Origin of the sequence: Mycobacterium sp. E1386, assembly GCF_001672745.1 — a bacterium.
Classification (GTDB): Bacteria; Actinomycetota; Actinomycetes; order Mycobacteriales; family Mycobacteriaceae; genus Mycobacterium.
Genome location: NZ_LZKH01000218.1, coordinates 17,534 through 38,978, shown reverse-complemented (window position 1 = coordinate 38,978; position 21,445 = coordinate 17,534). Strand labels below are relative to the sequence as shown.

Below are 21,445 nucleotides of genomic sequence, written 5' to 3'. Positions count from 1 at the left end.
CGGTGACCACCGGGGCCGCGATGCGCACGTTGATCAGTGCGGCGAAGAAGCCGGTGAATGCCTCGACCCCGATGTTGCCGAGCGAGGCGAAGCCCTGGATAGCGACCAGGGAGCTACCGGAGAGGGTCACGAAGCCGACGATCGCGACGGTCCCGCCGACGACGGCCATGGCGCCGGTGCCCATGCCGATCTGGGCGATCAGCCGCAACGTTTCCTTGCGGTAGTTGCGTATCGCGTGCGGGATGTGTCCGACGGCCACCGCTCCGAACCAGGCCATCTGACCGATGTCGTCCACGCCGCGGGCCGCGGCACCGCCGTAGCGGTTGAGGTTCTCGACTGCCCGCGGGAAGCGGGCGCGCAATACGGCAGAGGTTGACATGTCAGTGGCCCGTCCCGAATCGCACGCCGATGGTCGTCAGCACGACGTTGACCGCATACAGAGCGACGACGCAGAGCACGACGGTCTCGTTCACCGCCGTGCCGAGCCCTTTGGAGCCGCCGCGCACGGTCAACCCGCGGTAGCAGCCGACCAGCCCCGCGATGAGGCCGAACATGGCGGCCTTGACGGTCGCAATGACCACCTCGGGCAGGCCGGTGATCGTGGTGAGGGTGGCGAGGTAGGCGCCGCCGGAGACGTTTTGCAGATAGACACCGAACAGGTAGCCGCCGACCAGACCGACGGTGATCACCAGGCCGTTGAGCAGGGTGGCGACCAGGGTCGCCGCGATCACGCGGGGAACCACCAGGCGATGGATGGGGTCGATGCCGAGAACCTCCATCGCGTCGATCTCCTCGCGGATGGTGCGGGCACCGAGGTCCGCGCAGATGGCGGTCGAGCCGGCGCCGGCCACCACCAGCACCGTGGTGAGCGGCCCGAGCTGAGTCACGGCACCGATCGCCGCACCGGCACCGGACAGGTCGGCGGCTCCGAACTGGGCCAGCAGCACGTTGAGCGTGAAGATCAGCAGCACGGTCAGCGGGATCGAGACCATGATGGTCGGCAGGAAGGCCACCCGCATGATGAACCAGCACTGCAGGACGAATTCCCGCCACTGGAACGGCCAGCGGAACAGCGCTCTTCCGGTGAGCACGCACATCCGGAAAAACCCCCCGATGAGCGTCAAGGGCGTCTGCAGCTGGTCGCGTACGTAGCCGACCAGGTAGGGGCCCTGTCGACTCGTCGACGTTGAAGTCACCGCTGCCCCCTCCAGCCGATACCGCGGGCCTCAGGGCGCCGCGGCGGAACGTGTAGCACGCCTCGCCCCCTCGCCGCTGCGCGGCCGGGGGTGCCCCCACCTTGCCGCGACCCAACGTGTGTGACCATGGGCTCCCTACTGGCAAGTAGTAACGGAGACCACAGGAATGTACCCGATGGCCATGCACGTGTGAACTGCATCTGCACAATTAACCCTTCGTCAACAGCGGGCAAACGTTACAGTTTCCGTCAGCTTTCCTCTCTGCCAGTGAAACCTTCTGTAACAGAACGGTTTTCGTCGATATTTGCGGTGCCGTAACGGATCCGTAGCTCAGTCTTGAGCACCTTGCCGGCGGGGTTGCGCGGCAGCGCGTCCACGATCTCGAGCGCCTTGGGATGCTTGTACCGCGCGAGGCGCTCGCCCAGGAATTCGGCCAACTCCTCGAGCAGCAGCTGCTCGCCGGCGACCGCCGCCACCGCGATCGGCACCTCGCCCCACTTTTCGTGGGAACGCCCGATGACCGCGACTTCGACGATGCTGGGATGGCTGGCCAGCACGTTCTCCACCTCGGCGCAGTAGATGTTCTCGCCGCCGGAGATGATCATGTCCTTCTTGCGGTCCACCACCCAGACGTAGCCGTCGGCGTCCATCCGGACCAGGTCCCCGGAATGGAACCAACCGCCCGCGAACGCCTCCGCGGTGGCCTCCGGGTTGTTCCAGTATCCGCTCATCAAAGTCGGTGCGCGATAAACGATTTCACCAACTTCACCGACCGGTACGTCATTCATGTTTTCGTCGACCACGCGTGCGGCCACGGTCGGGACCACCTTGCCGACCGATCCACGTTTGCGGATCGCGTCTTCGCCCAGCAGCATGCAGGTGACCGGCGACATCTCGGTCTGCCCGAACGCGGCGAGGATCTGAGTTCCGGGGAACGTCGCCGACATCTCGCGCAGCAGCGCGTCGGGCGCGGGCGCCGCCCCCCACGACATCACCCGCAACCTGAGGTCGCGGGGCCGCGCTTTCTGCTCGGCGCAGACCGCCTGCCATTGCGCGGGCACCAGGAACAGGCCGGTGACCTTCTCCTCGGCCAGCACGTCGAGCAGTGGCCCCGGCTCGAAGGCGCCGAGCGGGTAGATCACCGTGGGGGTGCCGAGCAGCAGCCCGGTCAGCATGTTGCCGATGCCGGCGATGTGAAAGAACGGGACGCCGACGAAACCGACGTCGCTGTTGATGTCAGCGCCGTTGGTGTAGAGGCCCGTCATGGTCTGGCCGGTCAGGTTGGTGTGGGTCAGCACGGCGCCCTTCGGCCGGCCGGTGGTGCCCGAGGTGTACATGATCAACGCCGGCGAATCGTTCGGGATGTCGACGGGTTCGTGCGAAGCGCCGGGCTCGTTGATCAGGTCGTCATAGCCGAGCACGCTGTCGTCGCTCGCGCCACCGGCCACGATGATCGTGTCCAGCAGGGGCTCGACGTCGCGAACCCCGGTCGCGACCGGGGCGAGCACCGATTCGGTGATCACCACGCGGGCTTCGCAATCCTGCACCAGGAAGGCGATCTCGGCGGCGGTGAGCCGGAAGTTCAGCGGCACGGCGATCCCGCCCAGCATGTTGACCGCCAGCACCGACTCGACGAATTCCGTGCGGTTGAGCATCAAGACCATGACGCGATCGCCGAAGCCGACTCCCCGACGGCTCAGCGCATCGGCCAGCGCCCCGACCCGGCGCCACAGTTCGCCCCACGTCACGGTCTTCCCGAGGAAGCGCAGCGCCGTCGCGCCCGGCTGCATCAGGGCATGCCGTTCGAGCTGGTTCACCCAGTTCTGCCGCCGGGCCAGATACGGCTGCTCGGTTCCCTGCGTCAGATGGCTCGCTAATTGCGCGGTCAACCCCAGCCCTTCCCTTCACTCGCGCACCGCTTGCGCCAGGTTGATATTTGATAAAACATGGTGTTGTCTGGGTCACATTATGGCCTTAAAGCCCAGCTGACAAGCCCCGATATAAGTTTCAAACCAACCTCCGCGACGCCCCGAAAGCCCTGGCAGCCCCCGTGAACGCACCGATTTCCACGCGACTGAGGCGCCGACGGCCGCTGCGCCGGGCGCAGTTGTCCGACGAGGTCGCGGGCCACCTGCGGGCGGCGATCATGTCCGGGGCCTTGCGGCCGGGAACGTTCATCCGCCTCGACGAGACCGCGGCCGAGCTCGGCGTCAGCGTCACGCCGGTGCGCGAAGCGCTGCTGAAGCTGCGCGGCGAGGGCATGGTGCAGCTCGAACCGCACCGCGGTCACGTCGTGCTCCCGCTCACGCGGCAGGACGTCGAGGACATCTTCTGGCTGCAGGCCACCATCGCCAAGGAGCTGGCGGCCGCCGCCACCGACCACATCACCGACGCGGAGATCAACGAGCTGGAGCGCATCAACGAGGCGCTCGCCGCGGCCGTCGGCTCCAGCGATGCCGAGACCATCGCGGGCATCGAGTTCGCGTTCCATCGGGTCTTCAATCAGGCGAGCGGGCGGATCAAGCTCGCCTGGTTCCTGCTCAACGCCGCGCGCTACATGCCGGTGCTGATGTATGCCGCCGATCAGCAGTGGGGTGCGGCCGCCGTCGAGAATCACCGCCAGCTGATCGCGGCGCTGCGCCGGCGCGATGCCGCCGCGGTGATCGAACACACCGTGTGGCAATTCACGGACGCGGCCGCCCGGCTGAACGAGATGCGGGACCGGACCGGGATCTTCGACTAGCCCGCGGCCAGCTGCTCGGCGCGCCGCTTGAGGCTTTCGGCAAGGTGGTCCAACACATTGTTGAGGAGCTGCTTGACCATCGGCGCCGGAACCGGCATCGAGGTCTCGACGTCGAGGTCCACCGTCAGCAAGCTCGACGTGCCCATCGCCACGACGCTGAACAGCTGCTCCTGCTTGGTGAAGAGGTCACCCTGCTGCAGCACGGTCTGGATCTGGTTTTCCCCCGGGTAGTACACGGCCTGGATGAACATGCTCTGCATGCCCTGGTAGTCGGTGTCGAGCCGCAGCTGGCTGGGGCGCCCGTCGTCGTATCGGGCGAGCACCCAGAGGCCCTTGATCTCCTCGTTCCACTGCGGGTAGGCCTCGAAGTCGGCGACTATGGCCATGATCAAGGCCGCGTCGGCGCTGACCTCGACCGTCTTGCTCATAACGGGCATTGGCGAAGCATAGCCGGGTGGACGACGCGCTCCGGCAGTGCAGGCCGGGCCGCGGTTTCGCACGAAAGCCCCGGCCCCGCGGGCGATCTCAGCCTTATCGCTCCACGCTTGCCGACGACAGCAACGAGCGGACGGGTGCGGGGATCTCGATCGGCTTGCGACTGGACCGGTCGACGTAGACGTGTACCCAATGGCCCAGCGCGGTGATGGGCTGCGCCTGCTTTGCGTGCACCGCCCGGAACACGCCGAGCCGGTAGGTGACGCTGCTGCGGCCGAGCCGGGTCACCGCCAGGCCCACCGCGAGGTCTTCGGGGAAATGCAGTTCCGAGTAGTACCGGCAGCCTGACTCGGCGACGATGCCCAGCGCCGGGGTGGTCAACGGGTCCAGCCCGGTGCTGGTGTTGATCCAGGCGTTGATGGCGGTGTCGAACAATTGGTAGTACACCGCGTTGTTGAGGTGGCCGAACATGTCGTTGTCGGCCCACCGGGTTCCGACCGGCCAGAGCACGGGGAAGTCGTCGCTGGTGAGCCCGTCCGGCGCCGGTGGTACCACCGGAGCCGGCGAGGCCGGGGGTTCCGAAGCCATGGTTGTATTCCAACATGGTTCAGATTCGGGGGGCCGTGCTGGACCGGGTCGGTCTGCCCCGCCCATACGCCGATTCCCGGCCCATCCGCGTCGTCGATCTCGACCTGGAACCGCCGGGCAGCAACGAGGTGATGATCCGCATCGAGGCGGCCGGGGTGTGCCACTCCGATCTGTCGGTGGTCGACGGCAACCGGGTGCGCCCGGTGCCGATGCTGCTCGGTCATGAGGCGGCCGGAATCGTCGAGCGGGTGGGTGACGGCGTGACCGACCTCGCCATCGGCCAGCGGGTGGTGCTGGTGTTCCTGCCGCGGTGCGGTCATTGCGCGGCCTGCGCGACACAGGGCCTGACCCCGTGCGAACCGGGCAGCGCGGCCAACGCCGCGGGGACCTTGCTGGACGGCGACATCCGGCTCCACCACGCCGGCCACCGGGTGTATCACCACCTGGGGGTCTCGGGATTCGCGACGCACGCGGTGGTCAACCGGGCCAGTGTGGTTCCGGTGCCGCCCGACGTGCCGCCCGAGGTCGCCGCGCTGCTGGGGTGCGCCGTGTTGACGGGTGGGGGCGCCGTGCTCAACGTCGGCAATCCGCAGCCGGGTCAGACGGTCGCCGTTGTCGGCCTGGGCGGTGTCGGCATGGCGGCGGTGCTCACGGCGCTCACCTATGACGGCGTGCGCGTCGTCGCCGTCGACCAATTGCCCGACAAGCTGACGGCCGCCCGCGCCCTGGGCGCGCACGAGGCGTACACGCCGCAGCAAGCCGCCGACGCTCGGGTGAAGGCAGTCGTGGTCGTCGAGGCGGTTGGTCATCCCGCCGCACTCGAGACGGCCGTCGCGCTGACCGCGCCGGGCGGCCGCACCATCACCGTCGGCCTGCCGCCACCGGATGCACGAATCACCTTGTCGCCGTTGGGTTTTGTGGCCGAGGGGCGCTCGCTGATCGGCAGCTACCTGGGTTCGGCGGTGCCCAGCCGCGACATTCCCCGGTTCGTCGCACTGTGGCAAGCGGGCCGGCTGCCGGTGGAATCGCTGGTGTCGTCGTCGATCCGGTTGGACGAGATCAACGAGGCGATGGACAACCTGGCCGACGGCACCGCGGTGCGGCAGCTCATCAGGTTCGATTAGCCGCTATCTCGGGTGCAGGGGCGCGACGGGTTCCACCGCCGCGTCCGGCAGACGGTGTTCTTCGATGTATTCCCAACGGATTTCGTAGCCCAGTCCGGGCCCCGACGGTATCTCGACGAACCCGTCGGGGGTGAGCGGATCGCAGGGCGACTTCAGATACGGCGGCGCGGCGTCGTAGCGAACCCCGGGCCCGAGCAGGCCGCGCTCGTAGTACTCGCAGACGTCTTCGCTGGTGGCACCGAGCACCTGCAGGTTGCCGAAGCCGCTCATATGCAGCTCGCACCGCATGCCGACCGCCTCGCACATCCCCGCCAGCTTCATCACACCGGTAATGCCTCCGCGCAATACATCGATGCGGCTGATGTCGGAGGCATGGCGCAGGATCCAATCCGCCCGGGTGTAGATGCCTCCCTCGGCGATCTCGGGGGAGCAGATGGGGATGTCCAGTTCGTCGCCGAGTCGCCGGTAGGCCTCAACCCGGTACTCCGGCATCGGGTGCTCGTACCAGTAGAAGCCCAGTCGCTGCAGCTCGCGGCCGACCCGCAGCGCGTCCTCGTGGGTGTGGTAGGTGCCCCAGGGATCGAACATCAGCACCATCTCGTCACCCACCGCCGCCCGAACCTCGCGGCACACCCTGATGTCCCAATCCACGTAGGACGGCCGCGGCAGGGCGAATTGACCTGTCGCGGGATTCCAGTAGTGATACGGGTGAATCTTGTAGGCGCCGTAGCCTTGACGCTTGCATTCGACGGCGTGGGCGGCGTACTCGTCGGGCGATCCGAGGTTGTTGAAACTGCTGGCATATGCCTTCACCCGGTCCCGCGCCCCGCCGAGCAGTTTGTGTACCGGCAACCCGGTGACCCGGCCGGCCAGATCCCACAGGGCCAGATCGATGGCGCTGCAGACGTTTTCGGGTAGCTTCGCCGCCCACAGTTGCCGCCAGATCTCCGCCCTGTCGAACGGGTTCTGGCCGGCGAGCAGTGGGCTCAGGAATTGGGTGATCAGCGCCTGATCCCCGGGGAGCAGGCCGTCCTGGTCACCGTGGAAGTGACCACCGAAGTAGTAGCCCTCGATCCCCTCGTCGGTGACCACCTTGGTCACGGTCTGCACCACGCGGTAATCGGTCATCAGCTGGCCGAACGAGATTCGATCGACGAACGTTTCGAACGGCACCACCTCGAGGCCGGTGATCTTCATGGCAGCACATTCTGCCGATGCCCCGGGCGCTCAGAGTAGAGGCGAAGGTCCCGCGCCCGTCACGGCCGGGGCTTCGCCAGGTCATCGGATCTGCACGCACTGGCCACCGTCGACGATGAGTTCGGAACCTGTGATGAACGACGCCTCCTCGGAGGCCAGGAACGCGACGGCGTCGGCAATCTCACGCGGCTGGCCGATCCGCCCGAAGGCCGACGACGCGGCGAGCCGCAGTTGGGTCGCGTCATCGAGCATCGGCGTGGCGATGGGACCGGGGAACACGGCGTTGACCCGGATGCCGAAGGGTGCCAGTTCGGCGGCGGCGTTCTGGGTCAGGCCGCGAAGCGCCCACTTCGCCGAACCGTACGCGGCGTGGTGCGGGAAGGGGCGGATGGCTCCGGTGCTGCAGATGTTGACGATGGCGGCGTTCTGCGCAGCGCGCAGGTGCTCCAGCGTCGCATGAATGCCGAGGAAAGCGCCGAAACAATTGACCCGCCAGGAATTCTCGAACCCGTCGGCGGTCTCGTCGGCCAACGAGGCGCGATGCAGCACGCCGGCGTTGTTCACCAGCGTGGTCAGCGCCCCGAATCGGCCGATCACGGTGTGCACGGCCGACTCCCACAGCGATTCGGAGGTGACGTCGAGTTCGATCGCAACCATCCCGTCGTCTCCCGATTCGTCGACCAGGGCGGTCAGCTCGCTGGCCCGCCGATCGCATGCGGCGACCGAATACCCTTCCCTGCGTAGCCGTTTGGCGATGGCCCAGCCCTGGCCGCCGGCGGCACCGGTCACCAATGCGACGCGTTGATTCATGATGAGGTGACCTCGGGGGAGTCGGACAGGCCGCGGCTGGTGACGAACTGGCAGCGCCGGCGCCGGAAACGCCACCGCCCCTCGTTGCGGATCAGTTCGTCGTCGTAGAGGGCGGGGCGCAGGTGCAGGTCACCCGCGCGGACGAACAGCACCTGCGACCGCGCCGTCGCGGTGTCGCCGTCCACGTGGATCCGGGTGACCCCGGTCAGGTGCAGCCCCCGCGGGGCGTCCCGGAACATCTTCCCGATGCCGTCGTGGCCGGCGAAAACGCGTCCGTAGACCAGGAATTCGGCGTCCGCGGCGAACAACGCCAGGCAGCCGTCGACGTCTCCCGCGTCGAGCGCGAGGGCGTAGTCGACGATGAGCTCACGGACAGCGGCCCGGTCATCCGTCATGCTTCGCCTCGCGCAGGTGCTCCGCGGCTCCCCGGCGCAGCGCGTGCGATTCGGCCGTCAGGGTGATCATCGACAGCCCCAGCTTCGCCATGGCGCGGCCCGTCGTGCCGTCCCCGGCGTGGATGCCGGTCACCAAACCGGCGCCGGTGGCCGCGCGGTGGATTCCCACGATGGCATCCAGGACGGCCGGATTTTTCGTCGCGCCAACCACGTCCACGCCCAGTGAAAGCGCCAGATCGGCGGGGCCGACGTAGAGCCCGGCGAGCCCGTCGACGGCGCAGATGTCGTCCAACCCGGACAGCGCCGCGGCCGTCTCGATCATCGCGAACACGCTCACCCGGGACTCCAGCGCGGCGGTGTCGCGGCCCAGGCCGGCGCGCAGCGGACCGAAGCTGCGGATGCCCGCGGGCTGGTAGCGGGTGGCGGCCACCGCCGCGGCGGCCTGGTCCGCCGATTCGATCATGGCGATGACGACCGCGTCGGCGCCGGCGTCCAGCACGCGGCCGATCGGGGCCGCGTCGGCGTTGGGCAGCCGCACCACGGTGCCGACGGGCAGGTGCTCGGTCCGGCGCAGCATCCCGGCGATGTCGGCGTCGTCGAGGTAGCCGTGCTGGGCGTCGAAACCCACGTAGTCGTAACCCGCACCGGCGAATTCCTCCGGGCCGAGCAGCGTCGGCCCGGTGATCCAGCCGCCCCATATCGGCCCGCCGCGGTTCAGGGCGCGCTGTAACGCGCTCTGTGAACTGCCCGGCACGCTCACTGTCCGATCGCGATCTTGACGCGCTCGGGAACCGGGCGGCAGGCCAACTCGAACGCACCCTGGACGTCGTCGATGCCGAACGTGTGCGTCAGGTAGGTGGCGAGCAGCTCGGGATGTTCGGCGGCGAACTTGCCCGCGAGTTCCAGCATCCGCCGCCGGTCCAGTGTCACACCGGATTTCAGCGTCAGGTTGTTGCGCAGCATGGCGCGCATGTTGATCGGGTAGGCGTCGTCGTCGGCGACGCCGAAGTAGAAGATGGTGCCGCCGGGCGCGGTCGCGTCGACGGCGTGGCCCAGTGTGGCGACCTGGTGACCCACGGCCTCGATGACGATGTCGGCGCGGTCACCGGCCGCAAGCCGGCTCGCCCAGCGGTCGCTGGTGGCACGCACCGGCTCGTCGACACCGAATGCGGTTGCCAGACTTGACCGATCGACGGGGTCGACCCCGGTGACGCGCCGCGCACCGGCCGCCTTCGCGACGTAGGAGAACAGCAGGCCGATGGACCCCTGGCCGATGATCGCCACATGCTTGCCGGCGAGATCCGGCAGCTGCTCGCAGGCGTAGAGGACGCACGCCAGCGGTTGCAGGCCGACCGCCTGCGCCGGGGTCAGCGCCGGATCGTACGGCGCCAAGCCGTCGCCGTTGCTGACCACGCGTTCCATCATGCCGTCGAACCCGGACGCCCAGCCGACCACGCAGTCGCCGGGACGGTGTTCGGGGTGCCGGCTGGCGATCACCTCGCCGGCGACTTCGTGGATGGGAAAGCCGTCCTTTTCGGCCGCACTGGCCCCGTCGTCACCCGGAAGGCGGCCGCGGGCACCGCGGAAGGCCGGCAGATCGCTGCCGCAGACACCGGCGGCCATGAACCGCAACAACACCTGGCCCTCGGCGAGGCGCTCGGGCGTCTTCTCTGGAAGCGTTGTCCGCTCGAACAGGTAGGGGGCGACGATCCGGTAAGACCACACGTCAGACCTCCACCGGGATGTTGTTCCATCCCCATTGAAAGCTGGAGGGCAGCCGCTTGGCGGCCTCGGCCTGGATCGCGTAGTCGGGCACCCGACGCAGCCATTCCTGCACCAGCACATCGACTTCCAGCCTGGCCAGGTGGTAGCCGATGCAGAAATGCTGACCGCGGCCGAAGGCCAGCGACCGGCGGATCGGCCTGTCCCAGACGAATTCGTCGGGCTCGGGGTATTCCCGCTCGTCGCGGTTGGCCGAGGCGAGCAGCGTGATGACGCGCTGTCCGGGCCGGATGGTCTGGCCGTGAATGGTGAAGGGCCGCCGCGCGGTTCGGGCGAACCACTGCGCCGGCGCACAGAACCGGATCATCTCCTCGCGCGCGACCGGCACGTTGTTTCCTGGGTCGGCGCGCACCGCGGCGAGTTGGTCGGGTCGCTGGTCGAGTTCCCACAGGCCGTGGGCGACGATCTTGGGCACCGTCTCGGTGCCTCCGATGAAGATGCAGAGCATCTGGGTCGCGACTTCGACATCGTCGAGCGGGCTGCCGTCGGGCAGGCGGTAGCCGAGCAGGCCGTCCACGACGCCGAGCGGCCTTCCGGACCGGTCGCCGCGGCGGCGCTGCACCACCGGCAGCAGGTACTGGAAGTAGTTCGGCCGCGCTTCGGCGGTGTCCACCCCGACACCCGGCTCGGCGAGGCTGCCCGCGTTGACCGCGGCCAGCACCTCGGGCGCGAGATCGGTCGAGATGCCCAGCAATTCGCACACGACGGATGCCACGACAATGCCGCCGTAGTCCTGGGTCAGGTCGAACGAACCGCGGGGCAGCAGCTCATCGAGGCGTTCGTTGGCCAGCTCGCGGATTCTGTCCTCCCAGCCGGTGACGGCCCTGGGCCGCAGCGGCTGGGAGTGCGCGCGCCGGATCTCCGCGTACAGATCCGTGTCGAACACCGCGTGAAACGGCAACGGGTGCAGCGGCGGGTCGTCCACCGCGCCGGTGTTGTGCGTGGCCAGAACCGACGCCGCGGGCAGTGTCCCCTCCGAGGCGACGAACGTCCCGTCGTTGACTTCCAGCACCTGCCAGATGTCCTCGAAGCGGGACAGCGCGAAGGTGTCCCACTGCGGCATGTAGTACACCGGATGATGGTTCCGCAGGATTCGGTAGTACGGCAGGGGGTTCGCCATCACCTGCGCGTCGAAGGGGTCGTAGGCGAAGGGCGCGGCCTCTTGCTGTCGCATCACTGCAGCGGCGACGGCGGTAGGGCCTGCAGGATCGAATCCTCCCAGCCGTCGCGCAGGGCGGGCGCCACGCTCATCCAGGTGACGATCTCGGCCGGTGGGCTCTCCTTCCACGAGGGGTAGTGGTTGGCGAAGCATTCCCAGCCGCCGTCCAGCGCCCAATAGTGGATCACCTCGTTGTAGCGGAAGGTCGTGGTGAACGAGCCCAGCCAGCGCTTGCCGGTGCGTTCCGACCATGGGACGTAGAGCCGCTCGAGTTCGCGGATGTAGTCGTCTTGGCGCCCCGGCTTGGTTTGCATGATCTCTTGGATCACCAGCGGCGCAGCGAAATTGGCTTCGCGCAATTGGGCAAGGGTCCTGTTGCTGGGGCCGGGGTACATGATTCGCCCCTCCCCCGCGGCGCCGATGTCGGCCAGAAAGGCGGACCATTTACCGGCGGCGGCCTCGTGACTGCCGCCGCGGGCCTGGGCGGCCCCGATCCGCGCATAGTCGGCGAATCCGTCGATCTCCCAGATGATCGTCACCTGCGGCCAGTGGCCGTTGTAGGGCGTGGTCTCCCAGATCGCGAACAGCCGGGCACCGGTCTCTTCCATCATCGGCAGGTAGGTGTCGGAGAACACCTCGGTGAAGCGGTCGCTTCGGCCGGAGCCGAGCGAGATGGTCTCGTGCAGATAGAGCAGCGTGTGGCGGTAGTACTTCTTCATCGGTCGAGCCGGACCAGGCCCGAGTCGCCGCGCCCACAGGTCGCCAAATCGCAGAGCAATGTCTCCGTGGAATACACGGCGTGACAAGCACTCCCGGCCGCCGCCAGCGCGTGGCCCTTGAACCTTCGCGCGGCCGCGCTGAGCGCGTACTGCGCCCTGGCCACCCCGCGGTCCACTCGTGAGGGCCACCCGGAAGGCGCCTGGCCCCACAGCGCGACTTCGGTCAACCGGTCGTCCAGCGACGTGAGCACCTTGGCGCGCACACGCGCATCCGCGGTGAACGCCTCGGCGCTCACCGCCAGGCTCTCGCTCGTCGAGCCGGGCGCCGTCGAGGCCAGCCACTCCTCGAGATTCCGCGCCTGCACGCCGAGGATCCGCAGGGCGCGCGCGTCGCCGTCATTCGGCAGCAGCACCGTCACCTGCCAGCCGGCCATCGCGCGGTCGTAGAGCCAACCTCCGGCCGATTCGACGACGTCCAGCGCGCTCGCCGCAATGACGTCGAGCCGATAGCGCAGACAGTCCCGGTCGGCACGGCTCGCCCGGGCAGCGTGGACCCGGCTGCCTTCCCTGATGTCGAACGTTGACGTGACCATTCAATCCGTTCCTCACCGCCGCACCGAATCCGTGCATTGGCGTTTACCGCAACGCTTGTCCTGGGCTGGGCCGCCTGAGACGACTCACCGGACAGCGTGACACTTGACAGAAAATTTGTAAAGGTGCGACCGGTGGTCACGAACCGCGGCGCGCCTTGAGTTCGGCGAGCACTTCCTCGGTGTGCTGCCCGAGTTCCGGTGCCGCAGAACGCGGTGCCCAGGGTGTGCCGTGGAAATCGGCCGGTGTGGCCACCATCGGGACGCTCGATTCCCCGTCGGGCACGTCGACGATGCCGCCCGCCGCGTGAAACTGCTCGTCGGCGACGACGTCTTCGAGGCTATTCACCGGCGACCAGAAGAAATCGGGTTCGGCCGCGAAGGCCTGCGCCCATTCGTCGAGGGTGCGGGTGGCGAAGATGGCGTCCAGCTCGGCGATCAGTTCCGCCGCGTTGACGAAGCGCGCGTAGGCGTCGGCGAAGCGGGGATCGTCTAGCCACTCCGGGTGGCCGACGGCGCGGCACAGCGGGGGCCAGTGCCGATCGCCTTCGAGCCCGACGATCCAGAATCGCCGCCCATCGGCGGTGGCGTAGTTGTTCATGCAGGGATTACCCATCGACTCGCGTTGCCCGATCGCGATCGGTTGGCCCGTGAGCAGGTAGGTGTTCAGGTCGAAGCTCACGGTGTAGGCGCCCTGCCGATACAACGAGGTGCTCACCAGCTGGCCGGTCCCGGTGCGGGCGCGGGCAACCAGCGCCGCGCAGATGGCGGCCGCCAGCGTCATGCCGGCCGAATGATCGCCCATGCCACCGCGCTGGAACGGCGGCGTGTCGCCGGGCCGGGTGAGCAGATGCGCCACCCCGGCGCGCGACCAGAACGCGGCCACGTCGTAGGCGGCCCGGTCCGCATCGGGTCCGGTCTCGCCGTATCCGGTGATCAGCCCATACACCAGGCGCGGGTTGTGGGCGGACACCGATTCGAAGTCGAGCCCCAGGCGTTGCAGCGCGCCGGGCCGCACATTGGTCACGAAAACGTCGGCGCCGGCGAGCAATTCGAACGCGGTGTCGAGGTCCGCCGCCTCCGCGAGGTTCAACACGACGCTGCGCTTGGAGCGGTTGTCCATCTCGAAAGGCGGGTTGACCCCGAGGTCGCAGCCCAGCATCCTGCCGAACAGGCGCCCCGGGTCGCCGCTGGGCGGTTCGATCTTGATGACGTCGGCCCCCCAGTCGGCCAGGATGCCGCCGGTGGCCGGGCCGGCCACCCAGACCCCGAGCTCGACGACCGTGACGCCCTCCATTGGTCCCGCCATGGCTACGTTCCTACTCTGCACTCTTCGAATGTCACGCCAGCGTGGCGCTGCATGGTGAGTGCCACGCTAGCGTGACGTCGGGTGGCGTTTGCGTGCGACGGAAGGAGCGCCATGAGCCTGGTAGCCGGACATGGTCCGCTCAGCAGTGATCCGGCCGGGCGATTCTCGCCGCCGCTGCCCGCCGACGTCGTCTTCATCGAGCCTCATCCGCGCCGCGTGCAAGCGATCCAGGATGGGCGGCTGGTGATCGACACCGAAGGGGCGCTGCTGGTGCACCGGCGGGGCCAGCCGCTCAGCTACGTCTTTCGGGCGGACGAGGTCGGTGACCTGCCCACCGAACCCGAGCCCGAGGCGCCGGGCTTCGTCCACGTGCCCTGGGACGCCGTCGACACCTGGCTCGAAGAGGGACGAGAACTCGTGCACTACCCGCCGAATCCCTACCACCGAGTCGACTGCCGTCCCACCAAGCGCCGCCTGCGGGTTTCGGTCGCCGGCACGGTGCTGGTGGATACCGACGACACCGTGATCCTATTCGAGACCTCCTTGGAGCCAAGGCTTTACGTCGATCCGCGGCACGTGCGCACCGACCTGCTACACCTTTCGGAGACGGTGAGCTACTGCAACTACAAGGGTTTCGCGACATATTGGTCCGCGGGCAATGTCGACGACATCGCGTGGAGTTACGCCGATCCGCCGCCGGAAAGCCTGCCCATCGAAGGGTTCTTCAGCTTCGACCTCGCCCGCGCCGACGTGATCGCGGAGCTGCCGGCCAGCCGCCGTAGCTAGACGTCGCAGCTCAACGTTTCGGGGTGCGTCGACCGTTCCGCGTCGTTCGAGACGCATCCGCGCGGGCCTGGATACCGGCCAGCAGCATGTCGAGGGCGCGGTCGAAGTCCGCGGCCATCGATGATTGTTGGCTGGTGGATGCGAGGGCTGCCAGGTGGGGGTGGTCGGCGCCCGCCAGGCGTCCGATGCGGCCGGCGGCATCGATGTTGGCCTGCTCTTGAGCGCCCACCGCCGCGGGGCCGGCCAACTCCACCTGCGCGGCCCCCATGATCAGGCTGAGCACCCCACGAAAGGCGGCCAACAGATCGTGGTCGGCAAGTCCGCCACGGACCAGTGCCGCGACGAGCTGTTCTGCGGGCGCAAAGCTCTCGTTCGAGACGGTGCGGCGGGTCAAGACCAGCGGGACAGCGTTACGGTGACGGCGCATTGATTCCCACACGGCGATCGCGATGGATTTCACATCAGCAAGCCAATCGTCGGACGGCGCAGGTGGTTTCACGTCGGCCAGCACCGCTTCGGCGACCAGAGCCTCGAGTTCCTCTCGGTCTTTGACGTAGTTGTAGAGCGTCATCGGCCCGGTACCCAGGGCGGTTGCCAGCGAGCGCATGTTCAGCGCGCTCAGCCCGTCGCGATCGACGATCCCCATTGCGTGTGCGCGCACTTCAGAGACGGTGAATCGTGCCCGGATAGCTCACCTCCCGCTTGTGACCCCTTGACACGTACAGCGTACCTAACGTAGACCGGATACGTACAACGTACGTATCCGGTCCAGGGAAGTTTTCATGAGCACTAACATCGCCACCACCACGGTGTCATTTACTTCGCAAGGCGTTCGGTGCACGGGCTGGCTGACCCTGCCGCGCGGCGCCGGCCCCCATCCGGGGGTTGTACTCTGCCACGGCCTCGGCGCGACGCACGGCATGCTGATGTCGCAATACGAGCAACACTTCGCCGATGCCGGCGTGGCGACACTGGCCTTCGACTACCGGCACACGGGTGCTTCGGACGGTTCACCACGGCAACGCTTCAGCATGCGCCGACACCAACAGGACGTCGGCGCTTCGCTGGACTATCTACATCACCACGACAGCATCGACTCCCAACGAATCGGCTTGTGGGGCACCAGCCTCGGCGCGATGCATGTGCTGCGGCAAGCCGCAGCCCGGCGCGATCTCGCTGCCGTGGTCGTGCAGTGCCCGATCGTCCATGGACCGGCAACACTGGCCCGCGGCGGCTGGCGGCCCGCTCTCCGCGCGACACCGGCGATCCTCGACGATGTGCTTCGACGGATGCGGGGCGCCGCCCCACGGTATGTCCCCATCGTCGGCGAACCGGGCAGCCTCTCTGCAGTCACCATCCCCGGCGCTCTCGCCGGCTGGTACTCCACCGTGCCCGCCGGCACGACCTTCGACAACCGCATCGCCGCCGCCGACGTCATCGGGATCGGCATGACCAGCGCCAAACACGGCGCCGCGCGGATTACGGCTCCACTGCTGGTATGTGTCTCCACACGAGAGACCCTCATGAACCCGCGCCATGCCGCGGACGTGGGACACCGCGCGCGGTACGGCGTCGTGCGGCACTACGACGGGGATCACTTCCAGATTTATCACCCGCCCTTACTAGGGGAACTGCTCGCCGATCAAACCCAATTCCTTCAGGAGCACCTGAATGTCCAAAGTGCTTAATACCCTGCAGGACAACGACGCTCGGCTCGTCGGATTTCTCAGTACTCTCACCGCAGACCAGTGGTCGCAGCCCAGCCTGTGCACAGAGTGGAGCAACCACGAAGTCCTGGCCCACCTCGTCGTCGGCTACTCAGCCACGCTGCCGTCGATCGCGGCCGCGATGTTGCGGCACCGGGGTTCATTCGACCGCACCAACTCCTCAATGGCCCGCGCGTTGGCGGCACAACAGGACCCGCACACGCTGATCGATGACCTTGCGGCATTGACACAGCTTGCACGAGGCATCGGTCGCATCTTTCCCAGGCGACTGCTCCTCGGTGATCACGTCATCCATGAACTGGACATCACCTACTCGATCGGCGCAGACTCCGCGATTCCCCGGGCAATACTCGCTGCCGTTCTCGAAACCGAGGTAGCAATCCCGAACCCGTTCGTCCCAGCCTCGAAACGCGCACGAGGCCTGAACCTCATCGCTACCGACACCACCTGGTCACACCCCAATGATGGACCAACGGTCACCGGTGAAGCCGGCCACCTTGCCTCAGTGCTGGCCGGCCGGCCCTGGGCGCTAGGGCATTTGACCGGTGATGGAGTCGCGGTACTCGCCGGCCGACTTGAGCAATGGCCAAAGTCCATCCCGTGACGCGCTATTGACTGTTGAATCCCGTTGGCGTCTCGCCGCCCATGGCGGCCAATCACCAGTCGGTGACGGGCGGTAATTGATTGATCTTCCCGACAGCGAGCTGCCGCCGTGCGGTCACGTTCAGTTTGATGAATACCTTGCGCAAGTGGTACGCGACGGTGTTCGGACTGATGAACAACTGGGCGCCGATCTCCGAATTCGTGGCCCCGCCGGCGGCCAGCGCGGCGATCTGCGCCTCACGCGGGGTCAGACCCGAACCGTTTCGGGTGTCGGCCTTTTCGCGAATTCGCACGCCGGTGGCTTCAAGCTCAAGCCGCGCGCGCCTGGCAAAAGCTTCCATTCCGTTGGTCGTGAACATTTCATAAGCGGGCCGGAGCTGGGTTCGGGCGTCGAGCGGCCGTCGTTCTCGACGCAGCCACTCGCCGTAGACAAGTCGTGCACGCGCGGCGGCCGGGCGCAGCTTTGTGCGGTCCATCCGCTCGATCGCCTCGCGGTAGAACCGTTCCGCGGACCCGCCGCTGCTCACGAGTGCCCGTGAGCACGCGTAAGTTCCCAGGGCCCAATCTGTTCCAGCAGCCTGCGCGCTCTCTTCAAGACAGGCGAGAGCATCACGCGCGTCGCCGGTTTGCCCGCAACGAGTTGCCGCCTCTATCAATTCGGGTAGCAAGAACGTCGTCCACAGTTCTTCTGCGTGCCCACACCCTTGTCGGGCCGGCACGAAGGCCTGCTCATAGTGCCCCAACCCGTTGTACAGGAGCGCGGTCGCCAGTTCGATTGACGCCAAACCCATTCCCTCACCACGAGCTAGCGCATAGTGTTTCCCTGCCTGCGCCAATCGTGCAGTTTCGGTTTGGTCGCCTTGCCAGGCCGCAAGCGGAAGTGCCGCGTAGGGAAAGACCGTCGTAGCCGTCGACGCCGTGATCGAGTCGGCCTCGGTGATCAGCTGGCGGGCGGCGGCGAAATTTCCACTCCAAGTCAGCGCCGCTGCCAGCGAGTGCAACGCCACGGGCAACACGCGTTGGTCTTCCGCCGCACGGGCGAGCCCGACTTGTCGAGCCGGCAAGTGTAGCCACGCGCGATCGTCCCAAGCGTTGATGGCGCCGTGGCAGGCAAGCCAGAGCCAACGCGTCCCGCCCTCGACGCTTGGCCCTTCGGCGGCACAGAATCCGGCCAACGCGCTTCGAACCAGCCCGAGGCCCGCTCGGGGACCGGAGACGACCAGGGCCGTCAACCCATCCAGTAGGAGGTCTGCCGGGCTCTGCGGTCGCCGTGCCGCGGGGGCTGCCCCGGCGGCCCTCGCCACTTCCAACACGGCACCGCTGCCGGCGAGACGGCCCGCGAACAGGACCGCCGATAGCGCCTCGAGATACAGTTCGCGCGCGGCCTGCGCATCGTGCGGCGCGCATTCCTGGGCCAGCGCAGTCAACGCGGTAGCGGCGTCGCTGCCGCACTTGGACGTGAACATCATCTCGCCGCGCAGCGCGGACGGTAGGGCACCGTTTTGCCCCAGCATTGAGATCCGCTCCGAGGGGTGCATCAGTGCACTCGCCGACGAAGCGGTGGCCGCAGGTCAGTGCGGCCGGTCGGCGGGGCGACAAGACCGGACTTAATGACTTCGCGCCCGCCCCGGCTTCGGGCGTAAATCATGTCCGAAAGCTTATCGGCTGTGGGTCAGGGACGCCCTTTGTGCGGATGCCAATCCGGTCCGCTGAATTTGCGGCGGGCACGGCCGTCGATCGCACGCGGACTACCAGGTCTTGAGGATTCTGCGTTGGGTCGCGGCGAGTCATCATCGAGGTGAGCCGGGCGTACCAGCCCATCCCTCATTCGTGCAGCTTGGAGGCGGCAGCATGACCACCGTTCGTGAGGCGATTCTCGACCTGCTGCGCGCACACAACTTGACCACCATCTTTGGCAATCCGGGCTCGTCGGAATTGGCTCTGCTGCAGGACTTCCCAGAAGACTTCCGCTATGTGCTGGGGCTCCAGGAGATGGTGCCGGTCGGGATGGCCGACGCATACGCACAAATCACCGGACGACCCGCATTTGTCAACCTGCATACCGCCCCCGGCATGGGTAACGCCCAGGGTCAGCTCTACAACGCTTTCATCAACAAGACTCCGCTGATCGTGACCGCCGGAAATCAGCGCCGCACGATGCAGAACCAGTACTGTCTGCTGACCAACATAGAGCCCGCTTTGGTGCCAAAGCCCTTCGTGAAGTGGGCGGCCGAACCCGCGATCGCCAGTGAGGCTCCCGCCGTGCTGGCCCGCGCCATCCATCTGGCTACCACCCCGCCGATGGGTCCGGTGTTCGTCTCGCTGCCGATGGATGACATGCCGGTCCAATTCGACGACGGCCAGGCCACCGATGTTGCTGCCGTGCGGGACCGCTCGGTGACTCACACCGCGGGCTTTTCCCCCGAACTCGCCGAGCAGATCGGCGCCCGACTGGACTCCGCGAAATCGCCGGCGCTAATTGTGGGCGGCGACGTCGAGCGTTATGGCGCGTGGGACGCGGTGATCGCGTTGGCGGAGCGCACCCAATCGGCCGTCTGGACGGCGCCACTAACGGGGTGGAGCGGATTTCCGGAGAATCACCCGCTGTATCAAGGCATTTTGCCGCCCGGCGCGGGCTGGATCTCCGAGATGCTGACCGGACACGACCTACTTTTAGTGATCGGGGCACCCGTTTTCCGGTACTACCCGTTGGTGCCGGGACCGTATCTCCCCAAGGGTGCGAGCCTGATTCAGATCACCAATGACCCTGATGAGGCCGCGCGCGCCCCCGCCGGGGACGCGATCGTCGCCGACGTTGCCGGCGCAGCCGCCGCACTGCTCGCGGCGACCAAGCCCACCCAGCGGCCGGCACCCGCGGCGCGCGCGCCGATCCCGGACCTGGACAATTCACAGACGCCGCTGCGCCCCGAAGCGCTATGGACGGCCGTCGGCCGGGGCGCGCCGCCGGAGACGTTGTGGGTCAGCGAGGCGGGCAGCAACGAGGTCGCCATTACGAACAGCATTCGACCCGGTCATCCGTTCTCGCATCTTTCGGCGGCCGGCGGCGGACTGGGTTTCGGACTGCCCGCGGCCGTCGGTGCTCAACTCGCGGCCCCCGACCGTCCCGTCGTCGCGCTGATGGGCGACGGTTCGATGCATTACGCGATTACCGCGTTGTGGACCGCGGCGCAGTACCAGATCCCCGTGACCATCGTGGTGGCTTCCAACGCGGAATACGGTGTGGTCAAAGAATTCGGCGGATGGGAAAAGACGCCAGGGGTGCCCGGGCTCGATCTACCGGGGCTCAATGTCGTGGCAACAGCGGCCAGCTATGGAGTCGACGCCCATGAGGCGCACACCACGGACGAGGTCATCGAGTTGCTGAGAAGCGGCGTCGCCGACCGGCAGCGACCCACCCTGATCAACGCACGTACGACTCCCGTCGGAGTTTGACACGACGGCAGTCATCGCCGAGGCAGCCGCCTGGGCTCGAAATAGATTGGAGCCGAGTGCCTTTGGAGCGAAGTAAGCTCAGCTCGCCAGGCCGACGATCGCCAGCATGAACAGCACCCCGCCGAGGGTGCATGCCAGGGTCACCGGGGTGCGATGTCCGGTGTGCGCCCTCGGCAGGATGTCGGCGCTGGCGAGGTACATCAGGAAACCGGCGAAGAATCCGAGATACAGCTCGAGCAGGCGATGGGGAATCGTCACGGCCAGGGTGAGCGCCGCGCCGGCCACCGGGGCGACCGCGTCGGCGGCCAGCAGTGTCAGAGCCCGTCGACGGTCGTTTCCGTACAGCGATGTGATGGTGTAGGTGTTGAAGCCGTCCGCGAAATCGTGGCCGATCACCGCCACCGCCACGACGACGCCCGCCGCGGCCCCGGCTTGAAAGGCGGCCCCGATGGCGAATCCGTCCATGAGGCTGTGGCCGATCAGCCCCGAAGCGGCGAGAATCCCGACGCCGGGCGCGTCCGGATCACCCGAATCGTTCGGCCCATGACCGCGATGGATGCCGACGGTGTGTTCGATGGCATACAGCACCAGGAAGCCGAGAACGAAGGCCACCAGTGGAGCGGGTATGCCGAACAGGCTCCATGGCGTCTGGCTCATCGCTTCCGGCAGCAGGTCGAAGGCCACCGCGCCGAGCATCAGACCGGCGGCCAGGCCCAGCACCAGGTAGCGGTAGGAGCCGATCCGCAGCGCCGCGTAGCCACCCAGCAATGTGGTGATGAACGAGCCCAGGGCCACGAGAACAACCACTGCGGGCCTACCTCTCTGCGAC

The 21,445-nt window shown here is 67.4% G+C and carries 23 protein-coding genes; 6 read left to right on the top strand and 17 right to left on the bottom strand.

The genetic code is table 11. The annotated features are described in order from the left end of the window. From A5709_RS22720 to fadD5, 3 genes are all read right to left on the bottom strand, one after another. On the bottom strand, positions 1-379 hold a 379-nt coding region (locus A5709_RS22720), incomplete at its 3' end, for an ABC transporter permease (RefSeq protein ID WP_231987044.1). 1 nt (position 380) lies between these two features. Next, positions 381-1,196 carry an ABC transporter permease gene (locus A5709_RS22715; RefSeq protein ID WP_066949488.1) on the bottom strand — a complete coding sequence of 272 codons (816 nt, stop codon included), beginning with the start codon at positions 1,194-1,196 and terminating at the stop codon, positions 381-383. A 248-nt stretch (positions 1,197-1,444) separates the two neighbouring features. Then, the gene (gene fadD5 / locus A5709_RS22710; protein ID WP_067943537.1) at positions 1,445-3,085 is read right to left on the bottom strand and encodes a fatty-acid--CoA ligase FadD5; all 1,641 of its coding nucleotides are present in this window, start codon (positions 3,083-3,085) and stop codon (positions 1,445-1,447) included. A gap of 161 nt (positions 3,086-3,246) precedes the next feature. On the opposite strand from fadD5, the gene A5709_RS22705 reads away from it, so the two are divergent. Then, positions 3,247-3,939: a GntR family transcriptional regulator gene (locus A5709_RS22705; RefSeq protein WP_082948261.1), complete on the top strand. Its 693-nt coding sequence runs from the start codon at positions 3,247-3,249 to the stop codon at positions 3,937-3,939. Here the strand turns inward: A5709_RS22705 and A5709_RS22700 are convergent. Beyond that, positions 3,936-4,376: an SRPBCC family protein gene (locus tag A5709_RS22700; RefSeq protein ID WP_067943533.1), complete on the bottom strand. Its 441-nt coding sequence runs from the start codon at positions 4,374-4,376 to the stop codon at positions 3,936-3,938. The two genes, A5709_RS22705 and A5709_RS22700, sit on opposite strands and share 4 nt — an antisense overlap. Before the next feature lie 94 nt (positions 4,377-4,470). Beyond that, entirely contained in the window at positions 4,471-4,962 is a 492-nt protein-coding gene (locus tag A5709_RS22695) for a thioesterase family protein (RefSeq protein ID WP_067943531.1), read from the bottom strand. Positions 4,963-4,976: 14 nt separating this feature from the next. Between A5709_RS22695 and A5709_RS22690 the strand changes: the two genes are divergently transcribed. Continuing rightward, positions 4,977-6,086: an alcohol dehydrogenase catalytic domain-containing protein gene (locus tag A5709_RS22690; protein ID WP_068122663.1), complete on the top strand. Its 1,110-nt coding sequence runs from the start codon at positions 4,977-4,979 to the stop codon at positions 6,084-6,086. A 3-nt stretch (positions 6,087-6,089) separates the two neighbouring features. Here the strand turns inward: A5709_RS22690 and A5709_RS22685 are convergent, their stop codons facing one another. The 9 genes from A5709_RS22685 to A5709_RS22645 all read right to left on the bottom strand — a co-directional run bounded on the left by A5709_RS22685 (position 6,090) and on the right by A5709_RS22645 (position 14,047). Further along, positions 6,090-7,283: an enolase C-terminal domain-like protein gene (locus A5709_RS22685; RefSeq protein WP_068122653.1), complete on the bottom strand. Its 1,194-nt coding sequence runs from the start codon at positions 7,281-7,283 to the stop codon at positions 6,090-6,092. Positions 7,284-7,364: 81 nt separating this feature from the next. Then, positions 7,365-8,093: an SDR family NAD(P)-dependent oxidoreductase gene (locus tag A5709_RS22680; RefSeq protein WP_068009586.1), complete on the bottom strand. Its 729-nt coding sequence runs from the start codon at positions 8,091-8,093 to the stop codon at positions 7,365-7,367. Continuing rightward, complete coding sequence (locus A5709_RS22675) at positions 8,090-8,488, bottom strand: nuclear transport factor 2 family protein (RefSeq protein ID WP_068122651.1); 399 nt, start codon at positions 8,486-8,488, stop codon at positions 8,090-8,092. Before A5709_RS22675 ends, A5709_RS22680 begins: the two co-directional genes overlap by 4 nt. After that, positions 8,478-9,242, bottom strand: coding sequence for an HpcH/HpaI aldolase/citrate lyase family protein (locus tag A5709_RS22670; protein WP_068122661.1), 765 nt, complete (start codon positions 9,240-9,242; stop codon positions 8,478-8,480). The genes A5709_RS22675 and A5709_RS22670 overlap by 11 nt, the downstream gene beginning before the upstream one ends. A 2-nt stretch (positions 9,243-9,244) precedes the next feature. Beyond that, on the bottom strand, positions 9,245-10,213 hold the full coding sequence (locus A5709_RS22665; RefSeq protein WP_067943523.1) for a zinc-binding dehydrogenase: 969 nt from the start codon (positions 10,211-10,213) through the stop codon (positions 9,245-9,247). Between the two features lies 1 nt (position 10,214). Continuing rightward, complete coding sequence (locus A5709_RS22660) at positions 10,215-11,444, bottom strand: cytochrome P450 (protein ID WP_068122649.1); 1,230 nt, start codon at positions 11,442-11,444, stop codon at positions 10,215-10,217. Continuing rightward, positions 11,444-12,148 (bottom strand): NIPSNAP family protein, encoded by a 705-nt coding sequence (locus A5709_RS22655; RefSeq protein WP_067943519.1) that lies wholly within the window; start codon positions 12,146-12,148, stop codon positions 11,444-11,446. Before A5709_RS22655 ends, A5709_RS22660 begins: the two co-directional genes overlap by 1 nt. Next, positions 12,145-12,741, bottom strand: coding sequence for a hypothetical protein (locus tag A5709_RS22650; RefSeq protein WP_068122646.1), 597 nt, complete (start codon positions 12,739-12,741; stop codon positions 12,145-12,147). The genes A5709_RS22655 and A5709_RS22650 overlap by 4 nt, the downstream gene beginning before the upstream one ends. Positions 12,742-12,877: 136 nt before the next feature. Then, on the bottom strand, positions 12,878-14,047 hold the full coding sequence (locus A5709_RS22645; RefSeq protein ID WP_068122643.1) for a CaiB/BaiF CoA-transferase family protein: 1,170 nt from the start codon (positions 14,045-14,047) through the stop codon (positions 12,878-12,880). Positions 14,048-14,158: 111 nt separating this feature from the next. Between A5709_RS22645 and A5709_RS22640 the strand changes: the two genes are divergently transcribed. Continuing rightward, positions 14,159-14,833, top strand: coding sequence for a DUF427 domain-containing protein (locus tag A5709_RS22640; RefSeq protein ID WP_068122640.1), 675 nt, complete (start codon positions 14,159-14,161; stop codon positions 14,831-14,833). 10 nt (positions 14,834-14,843) lie between these two features. On the opposite strand, the gene A5709_RS22635 is transcribed toward A5709_RS22640, so the two are convergent. Further along, positions 14,844-15,494 (bottom strand): TetR/AcrR family transcriptional regulator C-terminal domain-containing protein, encoded by a 651-nt coding sequence (locus A5709_RS22635; protein WP_369827393.1) that lies wholly within the window; start codon positions 15,492-15,494, stop codon positions 14,844-14,846. Positions 15,495-15,615: 121 nt separating this feature from the next. Between A5709_RS22635 and A5709_RS22630 the strand changes: the two genes are divergently transcribed. After that, a complete protein-coding gene (locus tag A5709_RS22630) occupies positions 15,616-16,521 on the top strand; it encodes an alpha/beta hydrolase (protein WP_068122636.1) in 906 nt (301 codons plus the stop codon). Further along, positions 16,505-17,164, top strand: a complete 660-nt coding sequence (locus A5709_RS22625; RefSeq protein WP_068122634.1) for a maleylpyruvate isomerase family mycothiol-dependent enzyme — start codon at positions 16,505-16,507, stop codon at positions 17,162-17,164. Before A5709_RS22630 ends, A5709_RS22625 begins: the two co-directional genes overlap by 17 nt. Before the next feature lie 52 nt (positions 17,165-17,216). On the opposite strand, the gene A5709_RS22620 is transcribed toward A5709_RS22625, so the two are convergent. Further along, entirely contained in the window at positions 17,217-18,677 is a 1,461-nt protein-coding gene (locus A5709_RS22620; protein WP_068122631.1) for a helix-turn-helix transcriptional regulator, read from the bottom strand. A gap of 337 nt (positions 18,678-19,014) precedes the next feature. Between A5709_RS22620 and mdlC the strand changes: the two genes are divergently transcribed. Then, entirely contained in the window at positions 19,015-20,616 is a 1,602-nt protein-coding gene (gene mdlC, locus A5709_RS22615; RefSeq protein WP_068122628.1) for a benzoylformate decarboxylase, read from the top strand. A 78-nt stretch (positions 20,617-20,694) separates the two neighbouring features. Here the strand turns inward: mdlC and A5709_RS22610 are convergent, their stop codons facing one another. Further along, positions 20,695-21,423, bottom strand: a complete 729-nt coding sequence (locus tag A5709_RS22610) for a ZIP family metal transporter (protein ID WP_068122625.1) — start codon at positions 21,421-21,423, stop codon at positions 20,695-20,697. Positions 21,424-21,445 lie beyond the last annotated feature (22 nt).

Excerpts from the sequence above, each read along its gene's own strand:
- A5709_RS22700 (WP_067943533.1), bottom strand. The coding sequence starts at position 4,376 with ATGCCCGTTATGAGCAAGACGGTCGAGGTCAGCGCCGACGCGGCCTTG.
- A5709_RS22695 (WP_067943531.1), bottom strand. The coding sequence starts at position 4,962 with ATGGCTTCGGAACCCCCGGCCTCGCCGGCTCCGGTGGTACCACCGGCG.
- A5709_RS22690 (WP_068122663.1), top strand. The coding sequence starts at position 4,977 with ATGGTTCAGATTCGGGGGGCCGTGCTGGACCGGGTCGGTCTGCCCCGC.
- A5709_RS22685 (WP_068122653.1), bottom strand. The coding sequence starts at position 7,283 with ATGAAGATCACCGGCCTCGAGGTGGTGCCGTTCGAAACGTTCGTCGAT.
- A5709_RS22680 (WP_068009586.1), bottom strand. The coding sequence starts at position 8,093 with ATGAATCAACGCGTCGCATTGGTGACCGGTGCCGCCGGCGGCCAGGGC.
- A5709_RS22675 (WP_068122651.1), bottom strand. The coding sequence starts at position 8,488 with ATGACGGATGACCGGGCCGCTGTCCGTGAGCTCATCGTCGACTACGCC.
- A5709_RS22660 (WP_068122649.1), bottom strand. The coding sequence starts at position 11,444 with ATGCGACAGCAAGAGGCCGCGCCCTTCGCCTACGACCCCTTCGACGCG.
- A5709_RS22655 (WP_067943519.1), bottom strand. The coding sequence starts at position 12,148 with ATGAAGAAGTACTACCGCCACACGCTGCTCTATCTGCACGAGACCATC.
- A5709_RS22650 (WP_068122646.1), bottom strand. The coding sequence starts at position 12,741 with ATGGTCACGTCAACGTTCGACATCAGGGAAGGCAGCCGGGTCCACGCT.
- A5709_RS22645 (WP_068122643.1), bottom strand. The coding sequence starts at position 14,047 with ATGGCGGGACCAATGGAGGGCGTCACGGTCGTCGAGCTCGGGGTCTGG.
- A5709_RS22640 (WP_068122640.1), top strand. The coding sequence starts at position 14,159 with ATGAGCCTGGTAGCCGGACATGGTCCGCTCAGCAGTGATCCGGCCGGG.
- A5709_RS22630 (WP_068122636.1), top strand. The coding sequence starts at position 15,616 with ATGAGCACTAACATCGCCACCACCACGGTGTCATTTACTTCGCAAGGC.
- A5709_RS22625 (WP_068122634.1), top strand. The coding sequence starts at position 16,505 with ATGTCCAAAGTGCTTAATACCCTGCAGGACAACGACGCTCGGCTCGTC.
- A5709_RS22620 (WP_068122631.1), bottom strand. The coding sequence starts at position 18,677 with ATGCTGGGGCAAAACGGTGCCCTACCGTCCGCGCTGCGCGGCGAGATG.
- mdlC (WP_068122628.1), top strand. The coding sequence starts at position 19,015 with ATGACCACCGTTCGTGAGGCGATTCTCGACCTGCTGCGCGCACACAAC.